The organism is Sphingomonas silueang, from assembly GCF_040049155.1.
In the GTDB taxonomy this organism is placed as follows: domain Bacteria; phylum Pseudomonadota; class Alphaproteobacteria; order Sphingomonadales; family Sphingomonadaceae; genus Sphingomonas; species Sphingomonas silueang.
In genome coordinates this window covers 95,616-118,694 of sequence record NZ_JBDZDK010000011.1, presented here as the reverse complement: position 1 = coordinate 118,694, position 23,079 = coordinate 95,616, and the positions used below count along the sequence as shown (strand labels likewise).

Annotated in this window: 24 protein-coding genes; 12 read left to right on the top strand and 12 right to left on the bottom strand. The window is 69.6% G+C overall.

Annotated features, from left to right (window positions below):
• Positions 1–63: 63 nt before the first annotated feature.
• Positions 64–1,833, bottom strand: a complete 1,770-nt coding sequence (locus tag ABLE43_RS12485) for an ABC-F family ATP-binding cassette domain-containing protein (RefSeq protein ID WP_348978764.1) — start codon at positions 1,831–1,833, stop codon at positions 64–66.
• Positions 1,834–1,931: 98 nt separating this feature from the next.
• Between ABLE43_RS12485 and ABLE43_RS12480 the strand changes: the two genes are divergently transcribed.
• From ABLE43_RS12480 to ABLE43_RS12470, 3 genes are read left to right on the top strand one after another with little or no spacing between them, the layout of a single operon-like run.
• Positions 1,932–2,234 carry a hypothetical protein gene (locus ABLE43_RS12480; RefSeq protein WP_348978763.1) on the top strand — a complete coding sequence of 101 codons (303 nt, stop codon included), beginning with the start codon at positions 1,932–1,934 and terminating at the stop codon, positions 2,232–2,234.
• 19 nt (positions 2,235–2,253) lie between these two features.
• Positions 2,254–2,943 (top strand): response regulator transcription factor, encoded by a 690-nt coding sequence (locus ABLE43_RS12475; protein ID WP_348978762.1) that lies wholly within the window; start codon positions 2,254–2,256, stop codon positions 2,941–2,943.
• Positions 2,944–2,953: 10 nt separating this feature from the next.
• The gene (locus ABLE43_RS12470) at positions 2,954–4,324 is read left to right on the top strand and encodes a sensor histidine kinase (protein ID WP_348978761.1); all 1,371 of its coding nucleotides are present in this window, start codon (positions 2,954–2,956) and stop codon (positions 4,322–4,324) included.
• A 142-nt stretch (positions 4,325–4,466) separates the two neighbouring features.
• Here the strand turns inward: ABLE43_RS12470 and ABLE43_RS12465 are convergent, their stop codons facing one another.
• The 5 genes from ABLE43_RS12465 to galE all read right to left on the bottom strand — a co-directional run bounded on the left by ABLE43_RS12465 (position 4,467) and on the right by galE (position 8,973).
• Positions 4,467–5,453: an LLM class flavin-dependent oxidoreductase gene (locus ABLE43_RS12465; RefSeq protein ID WP_348978760.1), complete on the bottom strand. Its 987-nt coding sequence runs from the start codon at positions 5,451–5,453 to the stop codon at positions 4,467–4,469.
• A gap of 184 nt (positions 5,454–5,637) precedes the next feature.
• Complete coding sequence (locus ABLE43_RS12460; protein ID WP_348978759.1) at positions 5,638–6,423, bottom strand: PhzF family phenazine biosynthesis protein; 786 nt, start codon at positions 6,421–6,423, stop codon at positions 5,638–5,640.
• Positions 6,420–7,376, bottom strand: coding sequence for a cation diffusion facilitator family transporter (locus ABLE43_RS12455; protein WP_348978758.1), 957 nt, complete (start codon positions 7,374–7,376; stop codon positions 6,420–6,422). The genes ABLE43_RS12460 and ABLE43_RS12455 overlap by 4 nt, the downstream gene beginning before the upstream one ends.
• Complete coding sequence (gene pdxH, locus ABLE43_RS12450) at positions 7,373–7,948, bottom strand: pyridoxamine 5'-phosphate oxidase (RefSeq protein WP_348978757.1); 576 nt, start codon at positions 7,946–7,948, stop codon at positions 7,373–7,375. The genes ABLE43_RS12455 and pdxH overlap by 4 nt, the downstream gene beginning before the upstream one ends.
• A gap of 32 nt (positions 7,949–7,980) precedes the next feature.
• Entirely contained in the window at positions 7,981–8,973 is a 993-nt protein-coding gene (gene galE / locus ABLE43_RS12445; RefSeq protein ID WP_348978756.1) for a UDP-glucose 4-epimerase GalE, read from the bottom strand.
• Positions 8,974–9,048: 75 nt separating this feature from the next.
• Between galE and msrA the strand changes: the two genes are divergently transcribed.
• Both msrA and ABLE43_RS12435 read left to right on the top strand, forming a co-directional pair.
• Positions 9,049–9,591, top strand: a complete 543-nt coding sequence (gene msrA, locus ABLE43_RS12440) for a peptide-methionine (S)-S-oxide reductase MsrA (RefSeq protein ID WP_348978755.1) — start codon at positions 9,049–9,051, stop codon at positions 9,589–9,591.
• A gap of 122 nt (positions 9,592–9,713) precedes the next feature.
• The gene (locus ABLE43_RS12435; protein WP_348978754.1) at positions 9,714–11,699 is read left to right on the top strand and encodes a GAF domain-containing protein; all 1,986 of its coding nucleotides are present in this window, start codon (positions 9,714–9,716) and stop codon (positions 11,697–11,699) included.
• 65 nt (positions 11,700–11,764) lie between these two features.
• On the opposite strand, the gene ABLE43_RS12430 is transcribed toward ABLE43_RS12435, so the two are convergent.
• The 3 genes from ABLE43_RS12430 to ABLE43_RS12420 all read right to left on the bottom strand — a co-directional run bounded on the left by ABLE43_RS12430 (position 11,765) and on the right by ABLE43_RS12420 (position 12,811).
• The gene (locus tag ABLE43_RS12430; RefSeq protein WP_348978753.1) at positions 11,765–12,016 is read right to left on the bottom strand and encodes a GlsB/YeaQ/YmgE family stress response membrane protein; all 252 of its coding nucleotides are present in this window, start codon (positions 12,014–12,016) and stop codon (positions 11,765–11,767) included.
• A gap of 121 nt (positions 12,017–12,137) precedes the next feature.
• Positions 12,138–12,440: a CtrA inhibitor SciP gene (gene sciP, locus ABLE43_RS12425; RefSeq protein WP_348978752.1), complete on the bottom strand. Its 303-nt coding sequence runs from the start codon at positions 12,438–12,440 to the stop codon at positions 12,138–12,140.
• An 83-nt stretch (positions 12,441–12,523) separates the two neighbouring features.
• Positions 12,524–12,811: a hypothetical protein gene (locus tag ABLE43_RS12420; RefSeq protein ID WP_348978751.1), complete on the bottom strand. Its 288-nt coding sequence runs from the start codon at positions 12,809–12,811 to the stop codon at positions 12,524–12,526.
• A gap of 119 nt (positions 12,812–12,930) precedes the next feature.
• On the opposite strand from ABLE43_RS12420, the gene mnmA reads away from it, so the two are divergent.
• The 3 genes from mnmA (at position 12,931) to dapD (ending at position 15,688) form a co-directional block, all read left to right on the top strand.
• Positions 12,931–14,025, top strand: coding sequence for a tRNA 2-thiouridine(34) synthase MnmA (gene mnmA, locus ABLE43_RS12415; protein WP_348978750.1), 1,095 nt, complete (start codon positions 12,931–12,933; stop codon positions 14,023–14,025).
• A 185-nt stretch (positions 14,026–14,210) separates the two neighbouring features.
• Complete coding sequence (locus ABLE43_RS12410) at positions 14,211–14,873, top strand: pyrimidine 5'-nucleotidase (protein ID WP_348978749.1); 663 nt, start codon at positions 14,211–14,213, stop codon at positions 14,871–14,873.
• On the top strand, positions 14,870–15,688 hold the full coding sequence (gene dapD / locus ABLE43_RS12405; RefSeq protein WP_348978748.1) for a 2,3,4,5-tetrahydropyridine-2,6-dicarboxylate N-succinyltransferase: 819 nt from the start codon (positions 14,870–14,872) through the stop codon (positions 15,686–15,688). The genes ABLE43_RS12410 and dapD overlap by 4 nt, the downstream gene beginning before the upstream one ends.
• 128 nt (positions 15,689–15,816) lie before the next feature.
• On the opposite strand, the gene ABLE43_RS12400 is transcribed toward dapD, so the two are convergent.
• Positions 15,817–17,052 (bottom strand): dipeptidase, encoded by a 1,236-nt coding sequence (locus ABLE43_RS12400; RefSeq protein WP_348978747.1) that lies wholly within the window; start codon positions 17,050–17,052, stop codon positions 15,817–15,819.
• Between the two features lie 94 nt (positions 17,053–17,146).
• On the opposite strand from ABLE43_RS12400, the gene ABLE43_RS12395 reads away from it, so the two are divergent.
• Positions 17,147–17,659, top strand: coding sequence for a hypothetical protein (locus ABLE43_RS12395; protein WP_348978746.1), 513 nt, complete (start codon positions 17,147–17,149; stop codon positions 17,657–17,659).
• 231 nt (positions 17,660–17,890) lie between these two features.
• Here the strand turns inward: ABLE43_RS12395 and ABLE43_RS12390 are convergent, their stop codons facing one another.
• Entirely contained in the window at positions 17,891–18,322 is a 432-nt protein-coding gene (locus ABLE43_RS12390; protein WP_348978745.1) for a hypothetical protein, read from the bottom strand.
• A 145-nt stretch (positions 18,323–18,467) separates the two neighbouring features.
• Between ABLE43_RS12390 and nadB the strand changes: the two genes are divergently transcribed.
• The 3 genes from nadB to ABLE43_RS12375 all read left to right on the top strand — a co-directional run bounded on the left by nadB (position 18,468) and on the right by ABLE43_RS12375 (position 22,461).
• Positions 18,468–20,057, top strand: coding sequence for an L-aspartate oxidase (gene nadB / locus ABLE43_RS12385; RefSeq protein WP_348978744.1), 1,590 nt, complete (start codon positions 18,468–18,470; stop codon positions 20,055–20,057).
• 114 nt (positions 20,058–20,171) lie between these two features.
• Positions 20,172–21,248, top strand: a complete 1,077-nt coding sequence (gene bla / locus ABLE43_RS12380) for a class A beta-lactamase (protein WP_348978743.1) — start codon at positions 20,172–20,174, stop codon at positions 21,246–21,248.
• A gap of 58 nt (positions 21,249–21,306) precedes the next feature.
• Complete coding sequence (locus ABLE43_RS12375) at positions 21,307–22,461, top strand: hypothetical protein (RefSeq protein WP_348978742.1); 1,155 nt, start codon at positions 21,307–21,309, stop codon at positions 22,459–22,461.
• A 3-nt stretch (positions 22,462–22,464) separates the two neighbouring features.
• Here the strand turns inward: ABLE43_RS12375 and ABLE43_RS12370 are convergent, their stop codons facing one another.
• Positions 22,465–23,067, bottom strand: a complete 603-nt coding sequence (locus tag ABLE43_RS12370; protein WP_348978741.1) for an HAD-IA family hydrolase — start codon at positions 23,065–23,067, stop codon at positions 22,465–22,467.
• Positions 23,068–23,079 lie beyond the last annotated feature (12 nt).

The window sequence follows — 23,079 nt, the reverse complement described above, 5'->3', positions numbered from 1 at the left end:
TTTGCGGCGATCCTCCTCCCCCAGCCTGCGGCCGATTTCCCTCCCCGCGGGCGGGGAGGAATTTTATGCCTCCGCCATCTCGGCCAGCGCCAGCCAGCGTTCCTCCGCCGCGTCCTTTTCCGCGCGGGCCTGTTCGATCTGGGCGTTGAGTGCGGCGAAGCGCTTGGGGTCCTTGGTATAGAGCGCGGGGTCGGCCAGCAGCGCCTCGTCGCGTGCGATCGCCGCTTCCAGCTCCTCGATCCGCTTCGGCAGCAGGTCGAGATCGCGCTGGTCCTTGTAGCTCATCTTGGTCGATTTCGGCCTGGCTGCCGCCTCGACCGGTTTCGCCGCCTTGGCCTTCGCCACCGTCCGCTCGCGCCGCTTGGCCACCCAGTCGGCATAGCCGCCGGGCACGACATCGACATGGCCGCTGCCGTCCATCCCCAGCGTCACCGTCACCGTCCGGTCGAGGAAGTCCCGGTCGTGGCTGACGATCAGCACCGTGCCGGCATAATCGCCGATCACCTCCTGCAACAGGTCGAGCGTCTCGAGGTCGAGGTCGTTGGTCGGCTCGTCCAGCACGAGCAGGTTCGACGGCCGCGCGAATTCGCGCGCCAGCAGCAGCCGCGAGCGTTCCCCGCCCGACAGCGTTGCGATCCGCGCCTCGGCGATCGAGGGGTCGAACAGGAATTCCTTGAGATAGCCGTGGACGTGCTTCTTTGAGCCGCCCACCTCGATCCAGTCGCCGCCGTCGGCCAGCACGTCGCGCACCCGCTTTTCCGGGGCCATCAGCTTGCGCTGCTGATCGATGACGATGCCGTCCAGCGTCCTGGCGCGCGCGATCCTGCCCGAATCGGGTTCGAGATCGCCGGTCAGCAGCCGCAGCAGCGTCGTCTTGCCGGCGCCATTGCCGCCGACGATGCCGATACGGTCGCCGCGCCGGACGCGGAGCGAAAAGTCCTTCAGCACCACCCGGTCGCCGAACGCCTTGGTCACATGTTCGGCATCGATCACCACCTTGGTCTTGGTGTCGTCGGCCTCGACCTGCAATCTGGCGGTGCCCTGCGGCCCCTGCATCGCCGCGCGTTCGGCGCGCAGTTCGTGCAGCTTCTCCAGCCGCCCCATGTTGCGCTTGCGCCGCGCGGTCACGCCGCGGTGCAGCCAGTGCTCCTCGATCTTGAGCCTGGCGTCGAGGCGTTGCGCCGCGCGCTCCTCCTCGGCAGCGACCTGTTCCATCCACGCCTCGAACCCGCCGAAGCCGATCTCGGAACGGCGGATGCCGCCACGGTCGAGCCACAGCGTCGATTTCGTCAGCCGGGTCAGGAAGGTGCGATCGTGGCTGATGACGATGAACGCGCCGGTGAAGCGGTTGAGCCATTCCTCCAGCCATTCGATCGCCGACAGGTCGAGGTGGTTGGTCGGCTCGTCGAGCAGCAGCACATCGGGATTCTCGGCCAGCGCGCGTGCGATCGCCGCGCGCCGGCGCTCACCACCCGACGCGGTCGCCGCCTCGCGGGTGAGGTCGATGCCGAGCTGGTCGGCGATCGCGTCGACTTCATGTTCGGCGGGGGCGCGCGGCCCGCGCAGCGCGAAGTCGCGCAGCGTGGCATAGCCGTCGACCTTGGGGTCCTGTTCCAGCAGCACGACATGGGTGCCCGGCACGATCGTGCGCCGCCCCTCGTCGGCATCGATCGCGCCTGCGATCAGTTTCAGCAGCGTGGTCTTGCCAGCGCCGTTGCGTCCGATCAGCGCCAGCCGGTCGCGCGTGCCGACATGGATGTCGAGCCCGCGGAACAGCCAGCCATTGCCCTGGACGAGTCCAAGGCCCTCATAGGACAAGATCGGTGCAGCCATGTGTGGCAGGTAAGCCGCAGTCGCCGACGAAGCAAGTTACGCCAGCCTGTCTGCCCTATTCACGGACTGTTCAATGCGTTGCCGCTATGTCACGCCGCATGTCGATGGTCGTTCGGTTCCTGGCTCTTGGGTTGCTGGCGGTGCCGGGTGTCGCGCAGGCGATGCCCGGACAGCTGCTGCGCGATCACCGCGCCGCCAGCGAGGCGCGCGCGCAGGGCCGCATCCTGCCGCTGCGCGAGATCGAGGCGCGGGTCGTGCCGCAGATGCGCGGCGCGCAATATCTCGGCTTCGACTATGATCCCGAGCGCGGCATTTACACGCTGAAGTTCCTGCGCGATGGGGCGGTCATCTGGGTCGATGCCGATGCCCGCACCGGGCAGATCGTCGGCCGCAGCCGATAACCACAGGGGAGAACAGCCCATGCGCGTCCTGATCGTCGAGGACGAACCCAATCTCGGTCGGCAGCTCCGCGCCACCCTCGAAGGCGCGGGCTATGCCGTCGACCTCGCCACCGATGGCGAGGAGGGGCATTTCCTCGGCTCCACCGAAACCTATGACGCGATCATCCTCGACCTCGGCCTGCCCGAGATCGACGGGCTGACCGTGCTCGACCGCTGGCGGAAAGAGGGGCGCGTCGCCCCGGTGCTGGTGCTGACCGCGCGCGACAGCTGGTCGGACAAGGTCGCCGGGCTGGACGCGGGCGCCGACGACTATGTCGCCAAGCCGTTCCAGACCGAGGAACTGATCGCCCGGCTGCGCGCGCTGATCCGCCGCGCCTCGGGCAATGCCTCGGCCGAACTGACCGCAGGCGACATCCGCCTCGACACCCGCTCGGGCAAGGTGACGAAGGCGGGCGAGCCGGTGAAGCTGACCGCGCAGGAATACAAGCTGCTCAGCTATCTGCTCCACCACAAGGGCAAGGTGGTCAGCCGGACCGAGCTGATCGAGCATATCTACGACCAGGATTTCGACCGCGATTCGAACACGATCGAGGTGTTCGTGACGCGCATCCGCAAGAAGCTGGGGCCGGACGTCATCACGACGATCCGTGGCCTCGGCTACAGCCTCGACGAACCGGGCGCGCCGAAGCCCGCGGGCGCGGAGGGCTGACGCGCGGGCGATGACCAGGGCGACCGATCCCGCCCCCCGCACCTATGTCCGGGTGACGGGATCGCTCTCGCGGCGGCTGATCGTCATCGCCGCCTGCTGGATCCTGCTGCTGCTGGCGGGAGGCGGCTTCGCGCTCGACCGGGTGCTGACCGGCGCGATCACCCGCAACACCGACGACGGCCTCGAATATCTGCTGCGTTCGATGATGGTGTCGGCGGAGATCGACAATACCGGCGAGGTGACGTTCAGTCGCCAGCTGTCCGACCAGCGGTTCATCGAACCCTATTCGGGGCTGTACTGGCAGGTCAGCGCGCCGAACCACGCGACCTATCCGTCGCGCTCGCTGTGGGACCGCGAACTGCCGGTCAACCACGCCCGGCGCTATACCGACGTCCATATCTATGATGCCGAGCCGTTCGCGGGGCAGAAGCTGCGCATCGCCGAGCGCGACGTGACGCTGCCTGCGTCCAGGACGGTGTGGCGGTTCCAGGTCGCCGAGTCGCGCGACGTGCTCGACGGATCGATCGGTGCGCTGCGCAAGACGCTGGTGCGCTCGTTCGCGCTGCTGGGCCTCGGGCTGATCGTGATGGCCGCGCTCCAGACGTGGTACGGGCTGCTCCCCTTACGCGCGGTGCGCGACGCCATCTCGCGGCTGCGCGCGGGACAGGCGGCGCGGGTCGAGGGCGCGATGCCCGCCGAGGTCGCGCCGCTGGTCGAGGAGCTGAACGCGCTGGTCGAGCACAACGACCGGCAGGCGGAGGAAGCGCGACGCCATGCGGGCAACCTCGCCCATGCGCTGAAGACGCCGCTGACCGTCATCATGAACGCCTCCGCCGCCGGGCAGGCCGATCTTGCCGACACGGTGATCCGCGAGGCGCGGACGATGCGGCGGCAGGTCGATCACCACCTCGCCCGCGCCCGTGCGGTCGGGCGGCGCGGATCGGCGCACAGCCGCGCCGATGTCTGGGCCTCGGTCGAGGCGGTCGAGCGGGCGGTCGCGCGGCTCTATCCCAACGTCCGCATCGACGTGGACGGGCAGAAGGACCTGATCGCGCGGATCGAGCGGCAGGACCTCGACGAGATCCTCGGCAACCTCGTCGAGAACGCCGCGAAATATGGCGGCGGCAGCGTGTTCGTCACCGCGCGCGCCGACGCGGGCTTCGTCGAGCTGCTGGTCGAGGATGACGGGCGCGGCATCCCGGAGGCGGACCGGCTGCGCATCTTCGACCGCGGCGTGCGGCTCGATTCGGGCAAGCCGGGGACGGGCCTCGGCCTCGCCATCGTGCGCGACGTGGCGGAGATTTACGAGGGCACCGCCTCGCTGGAGGAAAGCGAGGACCTCGGCGGGCTGCTGGTGCGGTTGCGGTTGCCCGCCGCCTGATGCTGCTTCCCGTTCGGTTCGAGCAGCTTCGAGCCTGTCGAGAAGCGTCCGTCGAGAACACGGCGTGAGGGGCACCCCCTTCTCGACGGCGGGTCTCGACAGGCTCGACCCTGCGCTCGAAGCGAACGGGAGAGGGGGCGGCCTATAGCCCCCGCATCGCCTGCGCCGCGATCGTCGCGCTGCGCTTGCGCGCTTCCGGATCGAACATCGCGCCGGTGACGATCACCTCGTCCACCCCCGTCCGCTCGACGAAGGCGGCGAGGCCGTTGCGCACCGTCTCCGGCCCGCCGATCGCCGAACATTCGAGCACATGGTCGAGGATCGCATTGCCCTGCGCGCCGATCGTCGCGCGATAGCCCGCGACCGGCGGGGGCAGTTCGATCGACTTGCCGGTGCGGATCGCGACGAACATCTGCTCGGTCGAACTGGCGAGCAGCCGCGCATCTTCGTCGCTGTCGGCGGCCAGCACGTTGAACGCCGCCGCCGCATAGGGCCGGTCGAGCACCGCCGAGGGGCGGAAGTTGCGGCGATACGCCTCCAGCGCCTGATCCAGCGCGGCGGGCGCGAAGTGCGAAGCGAAGGCATAGGGCAGCCCCAGCATCGCCGCCAGCTGCGCCCCGAACAGCGACGATCCGAGAATCCACAGGTCGACCTTCGCCCCCGCGCCGGGCACCGCGCGGATGCCGGTGCGCCCGTCGTCGGCGAAATAGCCTTGCAGCTCGACCACGTCCTGCGGAAAGGCGTTGGGGTCGCTCTCCAGCGTGCGGCGCAGTGCGCGCGCGACGATCTGGTCCGATCCCGGCGCGCGGCCCAGCCCCAGGTCGATGCGACCCGGATGCAGCGCGTCGAGCGTGCCGAACTGTTCGGCGATCGTCAGCGGCGCATGGTTGGGCAGCATGATCCCGCCCGCCCCGACCCGGATCGTCCGCGTGGCGGCGGCGACATGGCCGATGACGACGGCGGTGGCGGCGCTGGCGATGCCCGCCATGCCGTGATGCTCGGCCACCCAATAGCGGTGATAGCCCTCGCGTTCGGCATGGGCGGCGAGATCGGCGGCGGCGGCCAGCGCCTGCGCGGGGGTGCCGCCTTGGCGGATCGGCACGAGGTCGAGCATGGAATATCGGGTCATCGCCGATAGATGGGGTGTCGGTTGCGCTTTGCTACCGAACCATCGCTTGGGGGGTGCCAAGGACAATTGGTGCGGGAGCGCTGAGTCAGGGAGAAGGTTGGTTCGCGCGGAGGCGCAGAGGCGCGGCGAATGCACCTTCTCCGCGCCTCTGCGCCTCCGCGCGAACCAATCTTCTATCCGGCGCTCAGACCAGCACCTCGCCCCGCATGACGGTAGCGCACCGCCCGCCCAGCACCGCGCGATCCCCCGCCAGTTCGACCGTCAAATGCCCGCCGCGCGCGCTCGCCTGAAACGCGGTGAAGCGTTCCCGCCCCAGCCGTTCCGCCCAGAAGGGTGCGAGCGCGGCATGGGCCGATCCGGTCACCGGGTCCTCGTCCACGCCCCATGCGGGCACGAACACCCGGCTCTCGACATCGGCGACCGTGCCCGCTGCGGTGACGATCGCCATCACCTCGATCCGCGCCAGCGCCGCCATATCGGGAGCGAGCGCGCGCACCGTCGCCGCATCCTCGACCAGGATGATGCTGGTCTGCTCGGCACCGGAAATGCTGGCGAACACCTGTCCGTCGCAGCCTAGCGCCGCGAGCAGTGCCGCATCCGCGACCGGCGCGACCCGCGTGACGGGCAGGTCGAGCGCATAGCCCTCGCCGTCGCGGCGCACCTCCAGCACGCCCGCCCGGCGGGTACGGAACCGAACGCCCGCGCGATCGCCCAGCAGCACATGCCCGCTCGCCAGCGTCGCATGGCCGCACAGCGCCACCTCGGTCGTGGGCGTGAACCAGCGCAACTCGTAATCGGCATCGCCCTGCGTCGGGACGGCGAAGGCGGTTTCCGACAGATTATGCTCGGCGGCGATCCGTTGGAGCAACGCATCGTCGGGCCATGCGTCCAGCGGCATCACCGCCGCCGGATTGCCGGTGAACGGCGTGCTCGCGAACGCATCGACGACCGTGAAGGGCAGCGCCATCAATAGGTTCCGACGCGCTTGCCGAACCAGTGCGGCGTCACGTCCGCCTCGACCAGCGGATTGTCGGTATCGACATGCCCCTCGGGATCGAGGTGGATCAGCACCTCCACCTTGGGGAACGCCCGGCGCAGCGCGCGCTCGACATTCTCGACCACGTCATGCGCCTCGGCGACCGTCATGTCGCGCGCCACCTCCATGTGGAACTGCGCGAACTCGTGGCTGCCCGAACGGCGCGTGCGGAAGTCGTGGATGCCGCGCAAGCCGTCCTGCCGTGCCGCGACCTCGAGGAACGCGCGGCGTTCGTCCTCGGGCCATTCCTTGTCCATCAGCTGGTCGATCGCCTGGCTCGACGCCTGGAACGCGCCCCAGCCGAGCCACAGCGCGATCAATATGCCCATCACCGGATCGGCCCCGCGCACCCCGAACACCTGGTCGAGCACCATCGCCACGATGACCGCGAGGTTGAGCAGCAGGTCGCTCTGATAATGGACATTGTCGGCGCGGATCGCGACCGATCCGGTGCGGGCGATGATCGATCGCTGATAGGCGAGCAGCGCGAAGGTGGCGATCATCGCGATCACCGACACGCCGATGCCGAATTCCACGTCCTGCGTCTCGCCCGGTGCGCCGAAGGCGGCGATCGCGCGCCATGCGATGCCCGCCGCCGATGCGGTGATCAGCATCACCTGGAACAGCGCCGCCAGCGCCTCCGCCTTGCCGTGGCCGAAGCGATGGTCGTGATCGGCAGGCGTCGCGGCGAGGCGCACGCCGTACAGCGTCACCAGCGATGCCAGCAGGTCGAGCGCGGTGTCGGCAAGGCTGCCGAGCATCGCGACCGACCCGGTATGCCATGCGGCAAACCCCTTCAGTCCCAGCAGGAACAGCGCCATCGTCACCGATGCGATGGCGGCGCGGGTGGCGAGCGGGATCACCCGCCTGCGTTCGGTCTCGGTCATGGGAACAGCAATCCTTCGCGCCAGCGCTCGCCGTCGCGCGTGAAGACGCGACGTTCGTGCAGCCGGTGGGCACGGTCCTGCCAGAATTCGATGCTGTCGGGCGTCACGCGGTATCCGCCCCAGAAGGGCGGGCGCGGCACGTCCTGCCCGTCGAAGCGCGCCTGCACCTCGGCGAAGCGCGCCTCGAAGGTCGCGCGGTCGTCGAGCGGGCGCGACTGTTCGGAGGCCCATGCCCCCAGTTGCGAATCGCGCGCGCGCGACGCGAAATAGGCGTCCGACTCGGCATCGGTGGCCAGTGTCACCGGCCCCTCGATGCGGATCTGGCGGCGCAGCGACTTCCAGTGGAACAGCAGCGCGGCATGCGGATTCGCCGCAAGGTCGCCCGCCTTGCGCCCCTCGCGGTTGGTGTAGAAGACGAAACCGTCGGGGCCGTGCCCCTTGAGCAGCACTATCCGCACCGACGGACGCCCGCGCGCATCGGCGGTGGCCAGCGCCATGGCATTGGAATCGTTCGGCTCGCTTGCACGCGCCTCGGCGAACCAGGCGTCGAACAGGGAAAAGGGATCGGTCATGGCCGTTCCCTTACGCCTGTCGGCCAAGGATTTCACCGCGCCCGTTCGGCAAGCGCGCGTTCCCATGCCAGCGCGTCGCGGACGATCTTGTCGAGATCGGCATGCTGCGGCCGCCACGGCAGCGTGGCGAGGATCGCACTGTTGTCGGCGACCAGCGCGTCGGGATCGCCCGCGCGCCGCCCTTCCAGACGCCGCTCGATGGTGTGGTTGGTCACGCGGTCGACCGCATCGAGCACCTCCAGCACCGAATAGCCCCGGCCATAGCCTGCGTTCAGCGTATGGCTGCGCCCCGGATCGGCCATCAGCAGGTCGAGCGCATGGACATGCGCGTCGGCGAGGTCGCTCACATGGATATAGTCGCGCACCCCGGTGCCGTCGGGCGTGGCGAAGTCGGTGCCGTAGACGCCGACATGGCCGCGCTTGCCGGTCGCCGCCTCGACCGCGACCTTGATGAGATGGGTGGCGCCCGCCGTCGACTGGCCGGTGCGGCCCTGCGGATCGGCCCCGGCGACGTTGAAGTAGCGGAGTGCCGCATAGTTCATCGGATGCGCGGCGACGACATCGGCCAGCATGAACTCGGTCATCAGCTTCGACATGCCGTACGGGTTGATCGGGCGCTTGGGCGCATCCTCGCGCACCGGCACGACCTCGGGGATGCCATAGGTGGCGGCGGTGGACGAGAAGATGAAATGCTTCACCCCTTCCGCCACCGCGCTCTCGATCAGGCTGCGCGAGGCGGCGGTGTTGTTGCGATAATATTTAAGCGGGTCGCTGACCGATTCGGGCACCACCACCGATCCGGCGAAGTGCAGGATCGCATGGACGTCATGCTCGCGCAGCGCGGCGCGCATCGCGACATCGTCGGCGATGTCGGCCACCACCAGCGCCGCGCGCCGGTCCACCGCCCAGTCGAAGCCGGTGACGAGATTGTCGACCACGACCACGTCGTGCCCGGCATCCAGCAGCGCCAATACCGCATGGCTGCCGATATAGCCCGCGCCGCCCGTCACCAGAACCTTGCCCATCGTCCGTCTCGTCCCTTGCGGTTGCACCGGCGCACCCAGCGCCTATGTCGATCCCTGTACGAAGGAGATTACCCCATGGCTACCGAAGTTGCGACGTTCGCGGGCGGTTGTTTCTGGTGCACCGAGGCGGTGTTCCGCGACGTGATCGGCGTCGAGCGGGTCGAAAGCGGCTATATCGGCGGCACGACCGAGCATCCGACCTACAAGCAGGTATGCGGCGGCGACACCGGCCATGCCGAGGCGATTCGCGTGACCTTCGATCCGCAGGTCGTGCGCTATGACGACCTGCTCGACATCTTCTTCGCCACGCACGACCCGACGCAGCTCAACCGCCAGGGCAACGACGTCGGCACGCAATATCGCTCGGCGATCTTCCCGCACGATGCCGCGCAGGAGACCGCAGCACGCGCTGGCATCGAACGCGCGGGCGAGGGGCGGGGCAGGATCGTCACCACGATCGAACCGCTGACGACCTGGTATCCGGCGGAGGACTATCACCAGGAATATTGGGAGGGCGAAGGGCAGCGGAACCCCTATTGCCTCGCGGTGATCCCGCCCAAGCTCCAGAAGCTGCGCAAGAGTTTCGCCGCCCGCGCGCGATCGACCGAATCGGCATAATCATTACCCGGAACAGGTAAAAGCAAGGGTCGTGCCAAACATGGCGCGACCCTTGTGTGCGTCGGCGGTCCTTGCTAGGTCGGGGCTTGCCGGGTCGGGACAGGCCTGAAGGTGGCGGCGGCATGGGGGCGACGAGCGACGTGGAGGGGCAGCAGCGACGACTGGCGGTCATCGACGCCTATCGTCTGCGCAGCGTCGGCGGCGATCCCGCGCTCGACGATCTCGTCCGGCTGGCGGCGCGCGCCTGCGCCGCGCCGGTGGCGCTCGTCACCGTCCTCGATACCGACGAGCAGCGTTTCGTCGCGCGCGCGGGCACCGACCTCAGCGGCACGGCGATCGAGCATGCGCTGTGCGTCCATGCGCTCGACGTGCCCGACCTGCTGGTCATCCCCGATCTGGGCAGTGATCCCCGGACCCGCGACAATCCGATCGTGACCGGCGGCCCGGCGGTGCGCTTCTACGCCGGGGTGCCGCTGCGGCTCGGCGATGCGACCGTCATCGGTACGCTGTGCGTGCTCGACGTGGTGCCGCGCCCGGAAGGGCTGGATGCCGAGCAGCAGGACACGCTGCTCCGCCTCGCGCGACAGGTGGTGACGACGCTGGAGCTGCGCCGTTCGCTGGCCGAACGCGATGCCGCGCTGACCCGCATCGCCGCCGCCGAACGGCAGCTGTCGAGCGAGGAGCGGCGCTGGCAGCAGCTGTTCGAGAATATGGGCGACGGCTTCGCGCTGGGCGAGGTGCTGCGCGACGATGCCGGGCGGGTGGTCGACTGGCGCTATCTCGATGCCAATCCGGCGTGGTTCGCGCTGTCGGGGTTCGACCGGGCGACGATGCTCGCGGGGACCGGGCGCGCGCTCGATCCCAATGCGCCCGCGCACTGGACCCAGGATCTCGAACGGTTGCTGGACAACGGCGTCCCGGTCGGTTTCGTCCACCGGGCGGTGACGCGCGGGCGCTGGTTTCGCGGGCGCTGCTTCCGGATCGAGGATGACCGCTTCGGGGTGATCCTGCACGATACCACCGACGAACTGGCCGCGGCCTCGCGCCAGGCGGCGCTGATCCAGCTGGGCGATGCGCTGCGCGACTGCCACAGCATCGCCGATGTGACCCATGTCGCCTGCGCGCTGGTGGGCGAGACGCTGGGCGTCACCCGCGCCGCCTTCGGCCGGGTCGATGCCGCGCTGACCCATATCGACGTCGGGCCGGACTGGACGAGCGGGGGCGCGCGCAGCGTCGCCGGGCGGCATCGCTTCGCGGACTTCGGCCCGCTGTGCGATCCGATGGCCAACGGCACGGCGGTGGTGATCGAGGATGTCCGCGCCGATCCGCGCAGCAGCGCGTTGCAGGAGATGATGGACGCGCTGCACGTCGGCGCGCTGGTCAAGATGCCGGTGCGCCGCGACGGGCGGATCGCGGCGATCTTCATGGTGCACGACACCGCCCCCCGCCGCTGGACGCCGGAGGAACTGGTGTTCCTGCGCAAGGTCGCCGACCGGGTCGAGGTCGGCGTGACCCAGGTCGAGGCGGAGATCCAGCAGAGCCTGCTGGTCCATGAACTGGCGCACCGGCTGAAGAACACGCTGTCGATGGTGCAGGCGATCGCGTCGCAGACGCTGCGCGGCCTCGTCGACCGCGCGCCGCTCGAATCGTTCGAGAAGCGGTTACAGGCGCTGGGCGTGGCGCATGACGTGCTGGTCGACCGCAACTGGGTCGGCGCGGACCTGCGCGCGACCGTGCGGCAGGTGATCGCGGTATTCGGCTGCGACGACCGCATCGTGCTGACCGGGCCGGAGGTGGCGCTGGGCGCGCGCGCGGCGCTGGGGCTGGCGCTGATCCTCCACGAACTGGGCACCAATGCGCTGAAATACGGTGCGCTGTCGAATGCGACCGGGCAGGTGACGCTGGCCTGGGCGGTCGAGGACGAGGTGCTGACGCTGGAATGGCGCGAGGTCGGCGGTCCGCCCGTCACTGCGCCCGCGCGTCGCGGCTTCGGGACCAAGCTGCTCGGACTGGGGCTGGCCGGGACCGGGGGCAGCCGGATCGACTATGCTCCGGAAGGGGTGCGTGCGGTGATGCGTGCGACGCTCGACGAACTGACCGGCGGCTGATCCAAACGCAACGGGCCGCCCCGGATGGGACGGCCCGTCGGTTGCCTTGAATTGGCAGGGTGCGTTTAGCGCACCGAACCGCGACGCACGAGGTTCACGATCGCCAGCAGCACGATCGCGCCGACCAGCGAATAGAGGAAGCTCGTCACGGTGATGCCGTTGTTGATGTTCGCCCCGGTCACGAAACCGGCGATCACCGCACCGACGATGCCGACGACGACGTTCAGGAAGATACCCTGCTGCGCATCGGTGCGCATGATGATGCTCGCCAGCCAGCCGACAATGCCACCGACGACGAGCCAGATGATGATTCCCATAGTCCGTCCCTCCATCTTGATGTCCCCACCCGGAATTTCTTCGTCCCGGGCGTACTGAGGGAAAGACTCTTGACAGGCGGGGTGGTTCCACTTCCGTTTTGAACGGACCTTCAATTATGTCTCAATATTTCTGCTGCTGCCGTTCGTAGAGCGAGCGATAATGCTGGATGCGGGTGACGCGCAGCCCCGGCATGCCCGAGCGGTCGACCGCGCGCTGCCAGCTCGCGAATTCCTCGGCCGACAGATTGTAGCGCCGGCAGACGTCGTCGACGCTCAGCAGCCCGCCGTTCACCGCGGCGACCACCTCCGCCTTGCGCCGCACGACCCAGCGGGTGGTGTCGGCGGGCGGCAGCGAATCGATCGTCAGCGGTTCGCCGAGCGGGCCGATCACTTTTGCCGGACGGATCTTCTGGTTCTCAATCATACTGGACCTCAGGCGGGGCATTCCCCCCGATGAAACCGGATGGCGCCGCACAAGCTAACGCCCTCGAAGATGGTATAAAAGACTTAGGTAAACATCGTCTTGCTCCGCATCCCCCCCGCCGCCGCCGGTGCGACGGGCGGGTTCCACGGTGCGACGGATGCCGCCAGCAGCGCCGCGGTCCAGCCGTCGAACGCCCCGTCCGCGGGATGCAGCAGCGAGACGGGCGCCCGTTGCCACGCCAGCCGGGTCTGCATCCGCGCGGTCTGCGTCGCGGCCTGCCGCCCCGCCACCGCCGCCAGCAGCACCGCGAGATCGGTGGGCAGGGTGGTGACGGCGGTGCCGCGATCGTACCGGGCGAAACTCAGATCCAAGCGTGCATCCCTCTGCATCCATTGGGATGATCGCTATGCGCGACCAACGCTGAAGGTCCGGTAAATGAAATCGGGTCGGCTTTTGCAACCTTTGCGGCAAACGCCTATCTGCCGCGATCATGGATTATGTGGATTTTCAGCTCGCCGCGCCGCTCGAACGTCGGCGTATCGTCGTCGCCATGTCGGGCGGGGTGGACAGTTCGGTCGTGGCCGCGCTGGCCCATGCCAGCGGTGCGGAAACCATCGGTGTCACCCTGCAACTCTACGACCATGGCGCGGCGGTCGGACGGGCCGGATCCTGTTGCGCAGGTCGCGATATTCGGGATGCGCGCGCGGTCTGCGACCGGCTGGGAATTGCGCATTATGTGTTCGATCACGAGTCCAGCTTCCGCGAAAGCGTGATCGACGATTTCGCCGACTCCTATCTGGCGGGGCGGACCCCGATTCCGTGTGTCAAATGCAACATGGGGCCGAAGTTCACCGACCTGTTCGCGCTTGCGCGCGACCTGGGCGCGGATTGCCTCGCCACCGGACATTATATCCGGCGGGAGGTCGGGCCGCAAGGGGCCGAACTGCATCGCGCGGCCGATCCGGCACGCGACCAGAGTTACTTCCTGTTCGCAACGACCCAGGACCAGCTGGAGTTCCTGCGCTTCCCGCTGGGGGCGCTGCCCAAGGCCCGCGTGCGCGAGATCGCCGCCGAGATCGGCTTTGCCGTCGCGGGGAAGCCCGACAGCCAGGACATCTGCTTCGTGCCCGACGGCGACTATGCGGGCCTCGTGCGCAAGCTGCGCCCCGAGGCGAACGAGGGCGGCGAGATCGTCGATCTGGAAGGGCGGGTGCTGGGTACGCACGGCGGGCTGGTCGGCTATACCGTGGGGCAGCGGCGCGGGCTGGAGATCGGCGGCCTTGCCGAACCGCTTTATGTCGTGCGGCTGGAGCCTGCGACGAAGCGGCTGGTGGTCGGCCCGCGGCGCGCGCTGGCGGTGGGTGCGGCAAGGTTGTCGGGCATCAACTGGATCGGCGGCGATCATGTCGGGCCGCTCACCGCCAAGGTGCGCTCGATGGCGAGGCCGGTGGCGGCGCGGCTGGAAGGCGACCGGCTGATGTTCGACGCGCCCGAATATGGCGTGGCGCCGGGGCAGGCGGCGGTGCTGTACGCGGGTGAACGGGTGCTCGGCGGCGGCTGGATCGAGGAGACCGAGGCGGCCTGAACGATCCTCCCCGGCACGGGGAGGGGGACCAGCCGCAGGCTGGTGGAGGGGGCTGTCCGCGATAGCAACCGTTGCGTCTGCCGACACCCCCCTCCACCATCGCCTTCGGCGACGGTCCCCCTCCCCGTGCCGGGGAGGATCAGGTGCTTGCCGCCTGGCCTGCACCCGCCTACAGGCCGCACCCGATGCTGCCCGCGCTTGCCCATGTCCGTGACTGGATCTTCGACCTCGACAACACGCTGTACCCGGCGTCGTGCGACCTGTTCGCCGAGATCGAGGCGCGCATGGGCCAGTATATCTGCCGGCTGCTCGACTGCGATCCGCAGGAAGCGCGCCGGGTGCAGAAGATGCACTTCCACGCGCACGGCACCAGCCTGTCGGGGCTGATGACCGAGCATCAGGTCGATCCGCACCATTTCCTGAACTTCGTTCACGACATCGACCTGTCGCCGCTGGTGCCCGATCCCGATCTGCCGCGCCTGCTTGCCCGCCTGCCGGGGCGCAAGCTGATCTTCACCAACGGCGATATCGACTATGCCGGGCGGGTGCTGGAAAAGCTCGGCCTGTCGGACAGTTTCGCCGGGATCCACGACATCCACGCCACCGCCTATCACCCCAAGCCGCACGTCCGCGCCTATGAAGGGCTGTGCGCGGCATGGGAGATCGACCCGCATACGGCGCTGTTCGCCGAGGACATGGCGCGCAACCTCGTGCCCGCCAAGGCGGCAGGGATGACGACGCTGTGGGTCGACAACGGGTCCGAACAGGGGCCGGTCGCGGACCACAGCCATATCGATTACACCACGCACGACCTTGTCGCGTGGCTACGCTTCGTGGAGGAATCATGACCGACCTTGCCGCCCGGATCGACGCAGCGTGGGATGCCCGCGCCGACCTGACCGTCCACACCCAGGGCGAGGTGCGCGAGGCGGTGGACGCCGCGCTGGCGCTGCTCGATTCGGGCGAGGCGCGCGTCGCCGAGCCGGTCGAGGGCGGCTGGCAGGTGAACCAGTGGCTCAAGAAGGCGGTGCTGCTGTCGTTCCGCCTCAACGACAATGCGATCATGGACGGTCCGGGCGGCACCAACTGGTTCGACAAGGTGCCGGGCAAGTTCACCGGCTGGGGCGAGCATCGTTTCCGCGAGGCGGGCTTCCGCGCGGTGCCGGGCAGCATCGTGCGGCGCGGAGCGTTCATCGGCAAGGGCGCGATCCTGATGCCGAGCTTCGTCAACATTGGCGCGTACGTCGGCGAGGGGACGATGGTCGATACCTGGGCGACGGTCGGCTCGTGCGCCCAGATCGGGCGGAACGTCCACCTCTCGGGCGGGGCGGGCATCGGCGGCGTGCTCGAGCCGCTGCAGGCCGATCCGGTCATCATCGGCGACGGCGCGTTCATCGGCGCGCGCGCCGAGGTGGCCGAGGGCGTGCGCGTGGGCGAGGGTGCGGTGCTCTCGATGGGCGTGTATCTGGGTGCCTCGACCAGGATCATCGACCGCGCGACCGGCGAGGTATTCCGGGGCGAGGTGCCGCCCTATGCGGTGGTGGTGCCCGGTTCGATCGGGGGCGGCGACGGCAAGCCTGCGCTCTACTGCGCGGTGATCGTCAAGCGGGTGGATGCGCAGACCCGCAGCAAGACCAGCATCAACGACCTGCTGCGCGACTGATCGCCGGGAAACGGCCCCAATAGCACGTACCCCCGCGCAGGCGGGGGGCCAGGGTGCCGATCGCTATCGCTGCATGGCTCGGCTCTGGGCCCCCGCCTGCGCGGGGGTACGGATGGGATAGGCCAGCCTTACGGTCGCCACGTCGCATCCACCGGCTTGCGGCCCGCCATCGACCGCGCGACCGTCTCCGCCTGCGCCAGCACGCGCAGGATATTGCCCTGCGCCAGCGCCGCCAGATCGGCGTCGCTCCACCCGCGGCGCGCCAGTTCGGCGAACAGCAGCGGATAGCCGTCGACGCCCTGCATCCCCTCCGGCCCGGTGCCGGAGATGCCGTCGTAATCGCCGCCGATCCCGACATGCGCCTTGCCCGCGATCCGGGCGACATGCTCGACATGGTCCGCCATCGTCGCCGCCGTCACGCGTGGGGCGGGGTGCGCCGCCTCCCATGCACGCAGCGCCTCGGGCGCGCGGGCGCCGTAGAGGTTGGTCGGCAGCCCCTGTGCCTTGGCGAAGGCGCTGCGGCTATTGTCCCAGTCGTTCCACGCGCCCGACAGGAAGGCGGGATAGGCGTTGACCATCACCACCCCGCCGTTCCGCCCGATACCGCCAAGCAGCGCATCGGGAATGTTGCGCGGCCGGTCCGCCACGGCGCGCGCGTTGGAGTGCGACGCGATCACCGGCGCCTTCGTCACCGCCAGCACCGCCGCCATCGTCGCATCGGACACGTGCGACACGTCGACCAGCATCCCCAGCCGGTTCATCTCCGCGACCACCTGTCGCCCGAAACCGGTCAGCCCGTTCGCCTGCGGGGCATCGGTCGAGCTGTCGGCCCAGCCGACGCTCTTGCCGTGGGTCAACGTCATGTAGCGCACGCCGAGCGCATGGTACTGCCGGAGCACCGACAGCCGCCCGTCGATCTGGTGCCCGCCCTCCACGCCGATCAGCGAGGCGATCCGCCCGCTGCGCGCGATGCGGCCCATGTCGGCGGCGTCCCGCGCCAGCGCCATGCGCGCGGGGTTCGCCGCGATCATCCGCCGGACGATATCGATCTGCTCGATCGTCGTCTCGACCGCCGCCGGGCCGGTGATGCTCGCCGGAATCCATACCGACCAGAATTGCCCGCCGACATGGCCCTTCGCCATGCGCGCGAGATCGGTCTGGAGCGGCGGATCGATCCGGCTGGTGTCGGCGGTCAGGTCCACCGCCTCCACCGCCGCGGCGTGATGGTCGCGCAATTCCCACGGCAGGTCGTTGTGCCCGTCGATGATCGGTGCGCGCCTGAGCACCGCCTCTGCCCGCGCCCGGTCGCGCGGCGAGGGGGCGGGAAGGGGCGCGGCGAGCAGGAGGAGCGAGGTCAGCAGCATGGGTGCAGGCTAGCGCGCCCGGCCGCCACGGCAAGCGCTTTACCCGCGGCGCGGCGCATGCTTGGATGCATCTGCCCCGTCGTCAGGAGATCCGATGCTCGCACTGCTGCTCCTGCTCGGCCAGACCGCCGCGTCGCCGCTGCCCGGCCCCCCGCAGCGCATCTCGATCCTCGTCGATCCCTGCGCCTCGCAGCGCCGCCATGCGCAGGACGACGAACTCATCGTCTGCGGCGAGGGCGCGCGCGATCCCCGCCTGCCGCTCCCGTCCGAGCGCGGTCCGCCCGACCGGCCGCTCGCCTCCAATCCGAACGCCGACGGGCGCGGCGCGATCGCCGCCAGCGCGCCGCCCTGCGCCACGCTGTCGCAGGGATGCACCACCGGCGTGGACATCATCGGCGGCGGGGTGTTCGCGATCCGCGCGGTCGGCAAGCTGATCGATCCGGGCAGCTGCTGCGAGGAGCCGGGCGAGTACAAGGACGTCGGTCGGCTGATCGGCGATATCGTGCGCGGGGTGAAGGGCGGCCCGTCGAGGGCGGAACGGGCGAAGCGCATCGCGATCCCGCTCGATCCGGCGGTGCCGCTGCCGGTCGCGCCGCCCGCGAAATAGCGGCAAGGACGGATCGACCATCAAGGGGTTCAGCGTCTCCCGCCCCTGCCAGGAGTCCTCTGCGAAATTCGCGCGCCTGACCAGAAGCTATCCGTACCCCGGCGAAGGCCGGGGTCCAGTTGCGATGGTCTTTCCGTACCTTGCCAACGTCGCCCAACTGGGGCCCGGCCTTCGCCGGGGTACGACAAGGGGAGCGATTCCACCCACGGCGCTGTCGATTGTCGCTCGGGCCTATTCGAGCACGATCCGCCCGGTCGGACGCCGGAGCATCGTCGCGGGCGCGACGGTCGGATTGGTCGGATAGCGCCGCCCGTCGAAGCGCAACCGTGCGACATAGGGACGCGGCACCCCGCCGCCCGCCACCGTCACCCCCAGGTCGCGCCAGCCGCGCGTCGTGGTCGCCAGCACCCGCACCGGGGCGCGCGCCACCGTCATGCGCGTGACGATCCGGAATCCGCCGCGCCGGGCGGGCGTCAGCACGTACAGCACGCATCCGCCGCTCCCGCACGCCGCGCGATCCTGCGCCAGCACCAGCCGTTCGGGCGCGCCGTCGCCGTTCAGATCGACCGCGGCGGTGCGATAGCGCACCAGCCCCAGTTCGCGGCGGATGAACGCCGCCGCATCGGGGGTCGCCAGCGCGGCGAGGGCGAGGGACAGCGGCACCGGACATTCCCCTTGCGATTGCAGGCCCCTTGCAAGTGCAGGACGGCAGCATAACGCCCGGCACGCCCGCCCGCTCCCACGTCGGCGCTTGTCTGGCCAAGGCAATCGCGCGTAGGCGGGGGGAAGTCCTGTCCCGGAGAGACCCTTGCCCAACGACGCCCAGCAATCCGACATCCTCATCATCGGATCGGGTGCCGCCGGGCTCACCGCCGCGCTGAACCTCGCCGACCGTTTCCGGGTGACGGTGCTGGCCAAGGGCGCGTTGAACGAGGGGTCGACCGCCTGGGCGCAGGGCGGGATCGCGGCGGTGCTCGAACCCGGCGACACCTTCGACAATCATGTCGAGGACACGATGGTCGCGGGCGCGGGCCTGAACGACCGCGCGACCGTCGAGTTCGTCGTCGAGGAGGCCCCCGCCGCCATCGAACGGCTGGCGAAGCTCGGCGTGCCGTTCAACATGGACGGCGAGGCGCTGCACCTGACGCGCGAGGGCGGTCATTCGCACCGCCGCATCGTCCATGTCGACGATGCGACCGGCTGGGCGGTGCAGGAGGCGCTGATCCGTGCGGCGCGGGCGCATCCCAACATCACCCTGCTGCCCGACATGGTGGCGGTGGACCTTGCCACCAGCCGCCACGAGCAGCGCTATTCGGGCGCGGGCAACGTCTGGGGCGCATACGCCTTCAACCGCGCGACCGACCGGGTGGAGCTCTACACCGCGCGCGCCACGATCCTCGCGACGGGCGGGGCGGGGCGGACCTATCTGTTCAGCACCGCGCCGCGCGGCGCGACCGGCGACGGCATCGCGATGGCGTGGCGCGCCGGGTGCCGGGTGTCGAACATGGAGTTCATGCAGTTCCACCCGACCTGCCTCTACAATCTCGAGGTCAAGAACTTCCTGATTACCGAGGCCGTCCGGGGCGAGGGCGGCAAGCTGATGAACCCGACCACGGGCAAGAACTTCATGCCCTATTACGACCCGCGCGCCGAACTGGCCCCGCGCGATATCGTCGCCCGCGCGATCGATGCGGAGATCAAGCGCTTCGGGCTCGATTACGTCCATCTCGACATCAGCCATATGGACCCCGATTTCGTGCGGGGGCATTTCCCCAACATCCACGACAAGCTGCTCGGCCTCGGCATCGACATGACGCGGCAGGGCATCCCGGTCGTACCGGCACAGCATTACACCTGCGGCGGGGTGGTGATCGACCGCGACGGGCGCACCGACCTGCCCGGCCTCTATGCGGTGGGCGAGGTGTCGCAATCCGGGCTGCACGGCGCGAACCGGCTGGCGTCCAACTCGCTGCTCGAATGTTTCGTGTTCGGCGAGGCGGCGGCGCGCGACATCGCACGCCGCTGGGCCGACCTGCCGCCGCCACCCGCGATTCGGGCCTGGGACGAAAGCCGCGTCGCCGATTCGGACGAAGAGGTCGTCATCAAGCAGAACTGGACCGAAATCCGCCGGTTCATGTGGAATTACGTCGGCATCGTGCGCACCACCAAGCGGCTGGAGCGCGCCCGCCACCGCATCGCGATGCTGGGCGAGGAGGTGGCGGATTACTATGGCCATTTCCGCGTGACGCCCGACCTGATCGAACTGCGCAACCTGCTGCAATGCGCCGACCTGATCGTGCGATCGGCGCTGCATCGCAGGGAAAGCCGCGGGCTGCACTATACGCTCGACTATCCCGACACGGCGGCGGAGGCGGTCGACACCATATTGGTTCCCTGAGTGCTGCGGTTCGTCGCCTGAATCGGGGGTTTCATCGCAAGCGCCGCCGCTTGCGCTTCCCCGTTCACCGATCGCCGACCATGATCGTGGCAGCGGGGTGAGATGAGTGCAGGCATGAAGAATTTGGTCCGGTCGCGCGGCGTGCTGGTCGCGGCGGGGTTGCTGGCGGCGGGCGGCATCGGCATCGCCACGCGCCATCTCCCGCCCGAGGCGCAGGCGGGGACGCAGCGCTATGCGGTGGCGGTGCCGCTGCCCGCGCCGACCCGGCCCGCCCCGGCGGCGCTGGTACAGGCGATCAACGCGCTGGGCGGCGGGTTCCAGGGCAATGTCGGCATCGCGGTGCGCAGCATCGACGAGGGCTGGGTCGTCGGCCATGCGATGGACCGGCGCATGCCGCAGCAGTCGGTCAGCAAGCTGTGGGTCGCGATGACCGTGATGAACGCCGTCGACGAGGGGCGGCTGGCGCTGACCACGCCGGTCACGGTCACGCGCAGCGACCTGACGCTGTTCCACCAGCCGATCGCCTATCTGATGAAGGACGGGGTGTTCCGCACCACCGTCGCCGACCTGCTGCGCCGCGCGCTGACGATGAGCGACAATACCGCCAACGACAAGTTGCTGAACCTGGCGGGCGGGCCGGTGGCGGTGCGCGACTTCATCGCGGCGAAGGGGCTGGGCAACATCCGCTTCGGCCCCGGCGAGCGGCTGCTCCAGGCGAAGACCGCGGGGCTGCCGTGGAAGCAGGAGTATTCGCAGGGCAACAACTTCGCCGTCGCCCGTGCGCGGCTCGACCCCAATGTCCGCCGCGCCGCCTATCAGGCCTATGTCGCCGATCCGCCCGACGGCGCGGGTGCGGGCGCGATCGCCGATGCGCTGGCCCGGCTGCACCACGGCATGCTGTTGTCGCAGCAGTCGACCGCGTGGCTGCTCGACACCATGGCCCATACCCGTACCGGCCGCGCCCGCATCCGTGCCGCGCTGCCGCCGGGGTGGAGCGTGGCGCACAAGACCGGCACGGGGCAGGATCTGGGCGGGCGCACCGCCGGGTTCAACGACATCGGCATCATCACCGCGCCCGACGGCAAGGCCTATGCCGTCGCGGTGATGATCGGCGACACCGCCCGGCCCGTGCCGGAGCGGCAGCAGCTGATCCAGACGGTGGTGTCCGCGATCGTGGCAGTGCACGGCTGAGCTTGCCGGTTGCGCGGGAAGCCTGCATCCTGCGCCGAAACGGGCGGGGGAGGCGGGCATGCTGCGATCGATGGCGACGGTGCTGGCGGCGGCGCTGCTATTGTCGGCAGGGGCCGAGCCGTCCTGCGCCGACAGCTGGGCGCTGCCGACCGTCGAAACCTATGTCTCGGCGAACGGGCGGGCGCGGATGATCGTGACCCCGCGCGATCTCGACAGCCAGCTCGCCTATTTCGAGGACATGGTCGACGGCAAGGCCGGACCCGGCCAGCGGGAGGATGGCGCCAAGGCGGCGCGCGCCCGCGTCGAACGGCTGTCGGGCGGTCGGTGGCAGGCGGTGTGGGACCGCCCGATCCCGAACGGGGTGGCACCGGTGCAGGCGATCGTGCGCGACGATGCGCGCTATGCCGCGACGTTCGACGACTGGCACGGCACCGGCTACGGCCCGAACGCGGTGGTGCTCTATGGGCCGGACGGCCGGGTCATGCGGCGGCTGGCGCTGGCCGACATGCTCCCCGCCTTCTACGTCGATGCGCTGCCGCATTCGGTCAGTTCGATCGACTGGCGTAGGGAGCCCCGCTTTTCGGCGGACGGATCGCGGATCGTCCTGCCGATCGTCATTCCCGAATCGGGCTATGTCCGCAAGGCGCGCACCGTCGACCTGAATATCCGCCTGTCGGACGGCGCGGCATCGTTCGCCGATGCCGGGGCATGGGCGCGGGCGGGCCGGGAGGGCTGTCGGGTCCGCAAGTGGCAACTGGCGGCCGAGGCGGCGGAAAAGGCGGCATTCCTCGCCCCGCTCCGCCGCCCGGCGATCAACGATCAGGGAAGCTGGCATGCGTATCTGCGCGAGGCGATCGCGCGGCGCTTCGGCAACGATCGCAGCGCGTCGTCCACGGTGCTGCGCAAGCCGGACGCACCCGATTATGCGGTATCGGAGTCATGGCTGCGCGAGGAGATGACCGACCCGACCGGCCGGGGGGCGGCGTTCGCCACGCTGTCGGACGACAATCTGGTGGCGGTGGTGCAGCGGGTCGCCGCGACCATCCCGGCGGGGCGGATGCGCGGGACCACGCTGTATTTCGCGATTTCCGCGGATCGCTGGCCCGCCGTCGCCGCGGCGTTGCGCCGGAGCGGCGCGACCCTCGTCCATCTCGATCCCGACGTGCCGATTCCCCAGCGGCCCGAGCGGATCGCGCAGCGCTATGGCGCGTGACGATCAGCGATAGTCGGTGATCGCATGGTCGCCCGCGTCCGGGCGCACGCGGTTCCCGACGACGGCGACGGCGGCCCCCGCCGCCTTGCCCGCCGCGACGCCCGCCGAGGAATCCTCGAACACGAGGCAGTCCCCGGGCGACACGCCCAGCCGTTCGGCGGCGAGGCGGAAGCCCTGCGGGTCGGGCTTGCCCGCCGTCACATCCCCGGCGGTGACGAACACGTCCGGCACCGGCAGGCCGATCGCGCGCAGCCGGACCTCGGCGAGGTTGCGCGGCGCGGAGGTGACGATCGCCCAGTCGCCGGGGGCCAGCGCGCCGATGAACGCATGAATGCCGTCGATCGCGACGATGCCGTCGGTATCGGCCAGTTCGGCGGCGTTGAGCCACGCCGTCTCGACGCCCACGTCCATCCCCGGCGTGGCGAAGCGGCGCACCGTATCCTCGCTGCGCACGCCGTGGCACACCGCGATCAGCGCGTCGGCGTCGATCCCGTGCCGCGCGCACCACCGCCGCCACACCCGCTCGACCACCGCATCGGAATTGAGCAGCGTCCCGTCCATGTCGAACAGGAAGGCGGCATAGGTGGAGTCGCGAAAGACCGGCATCGCCGCCGCCCG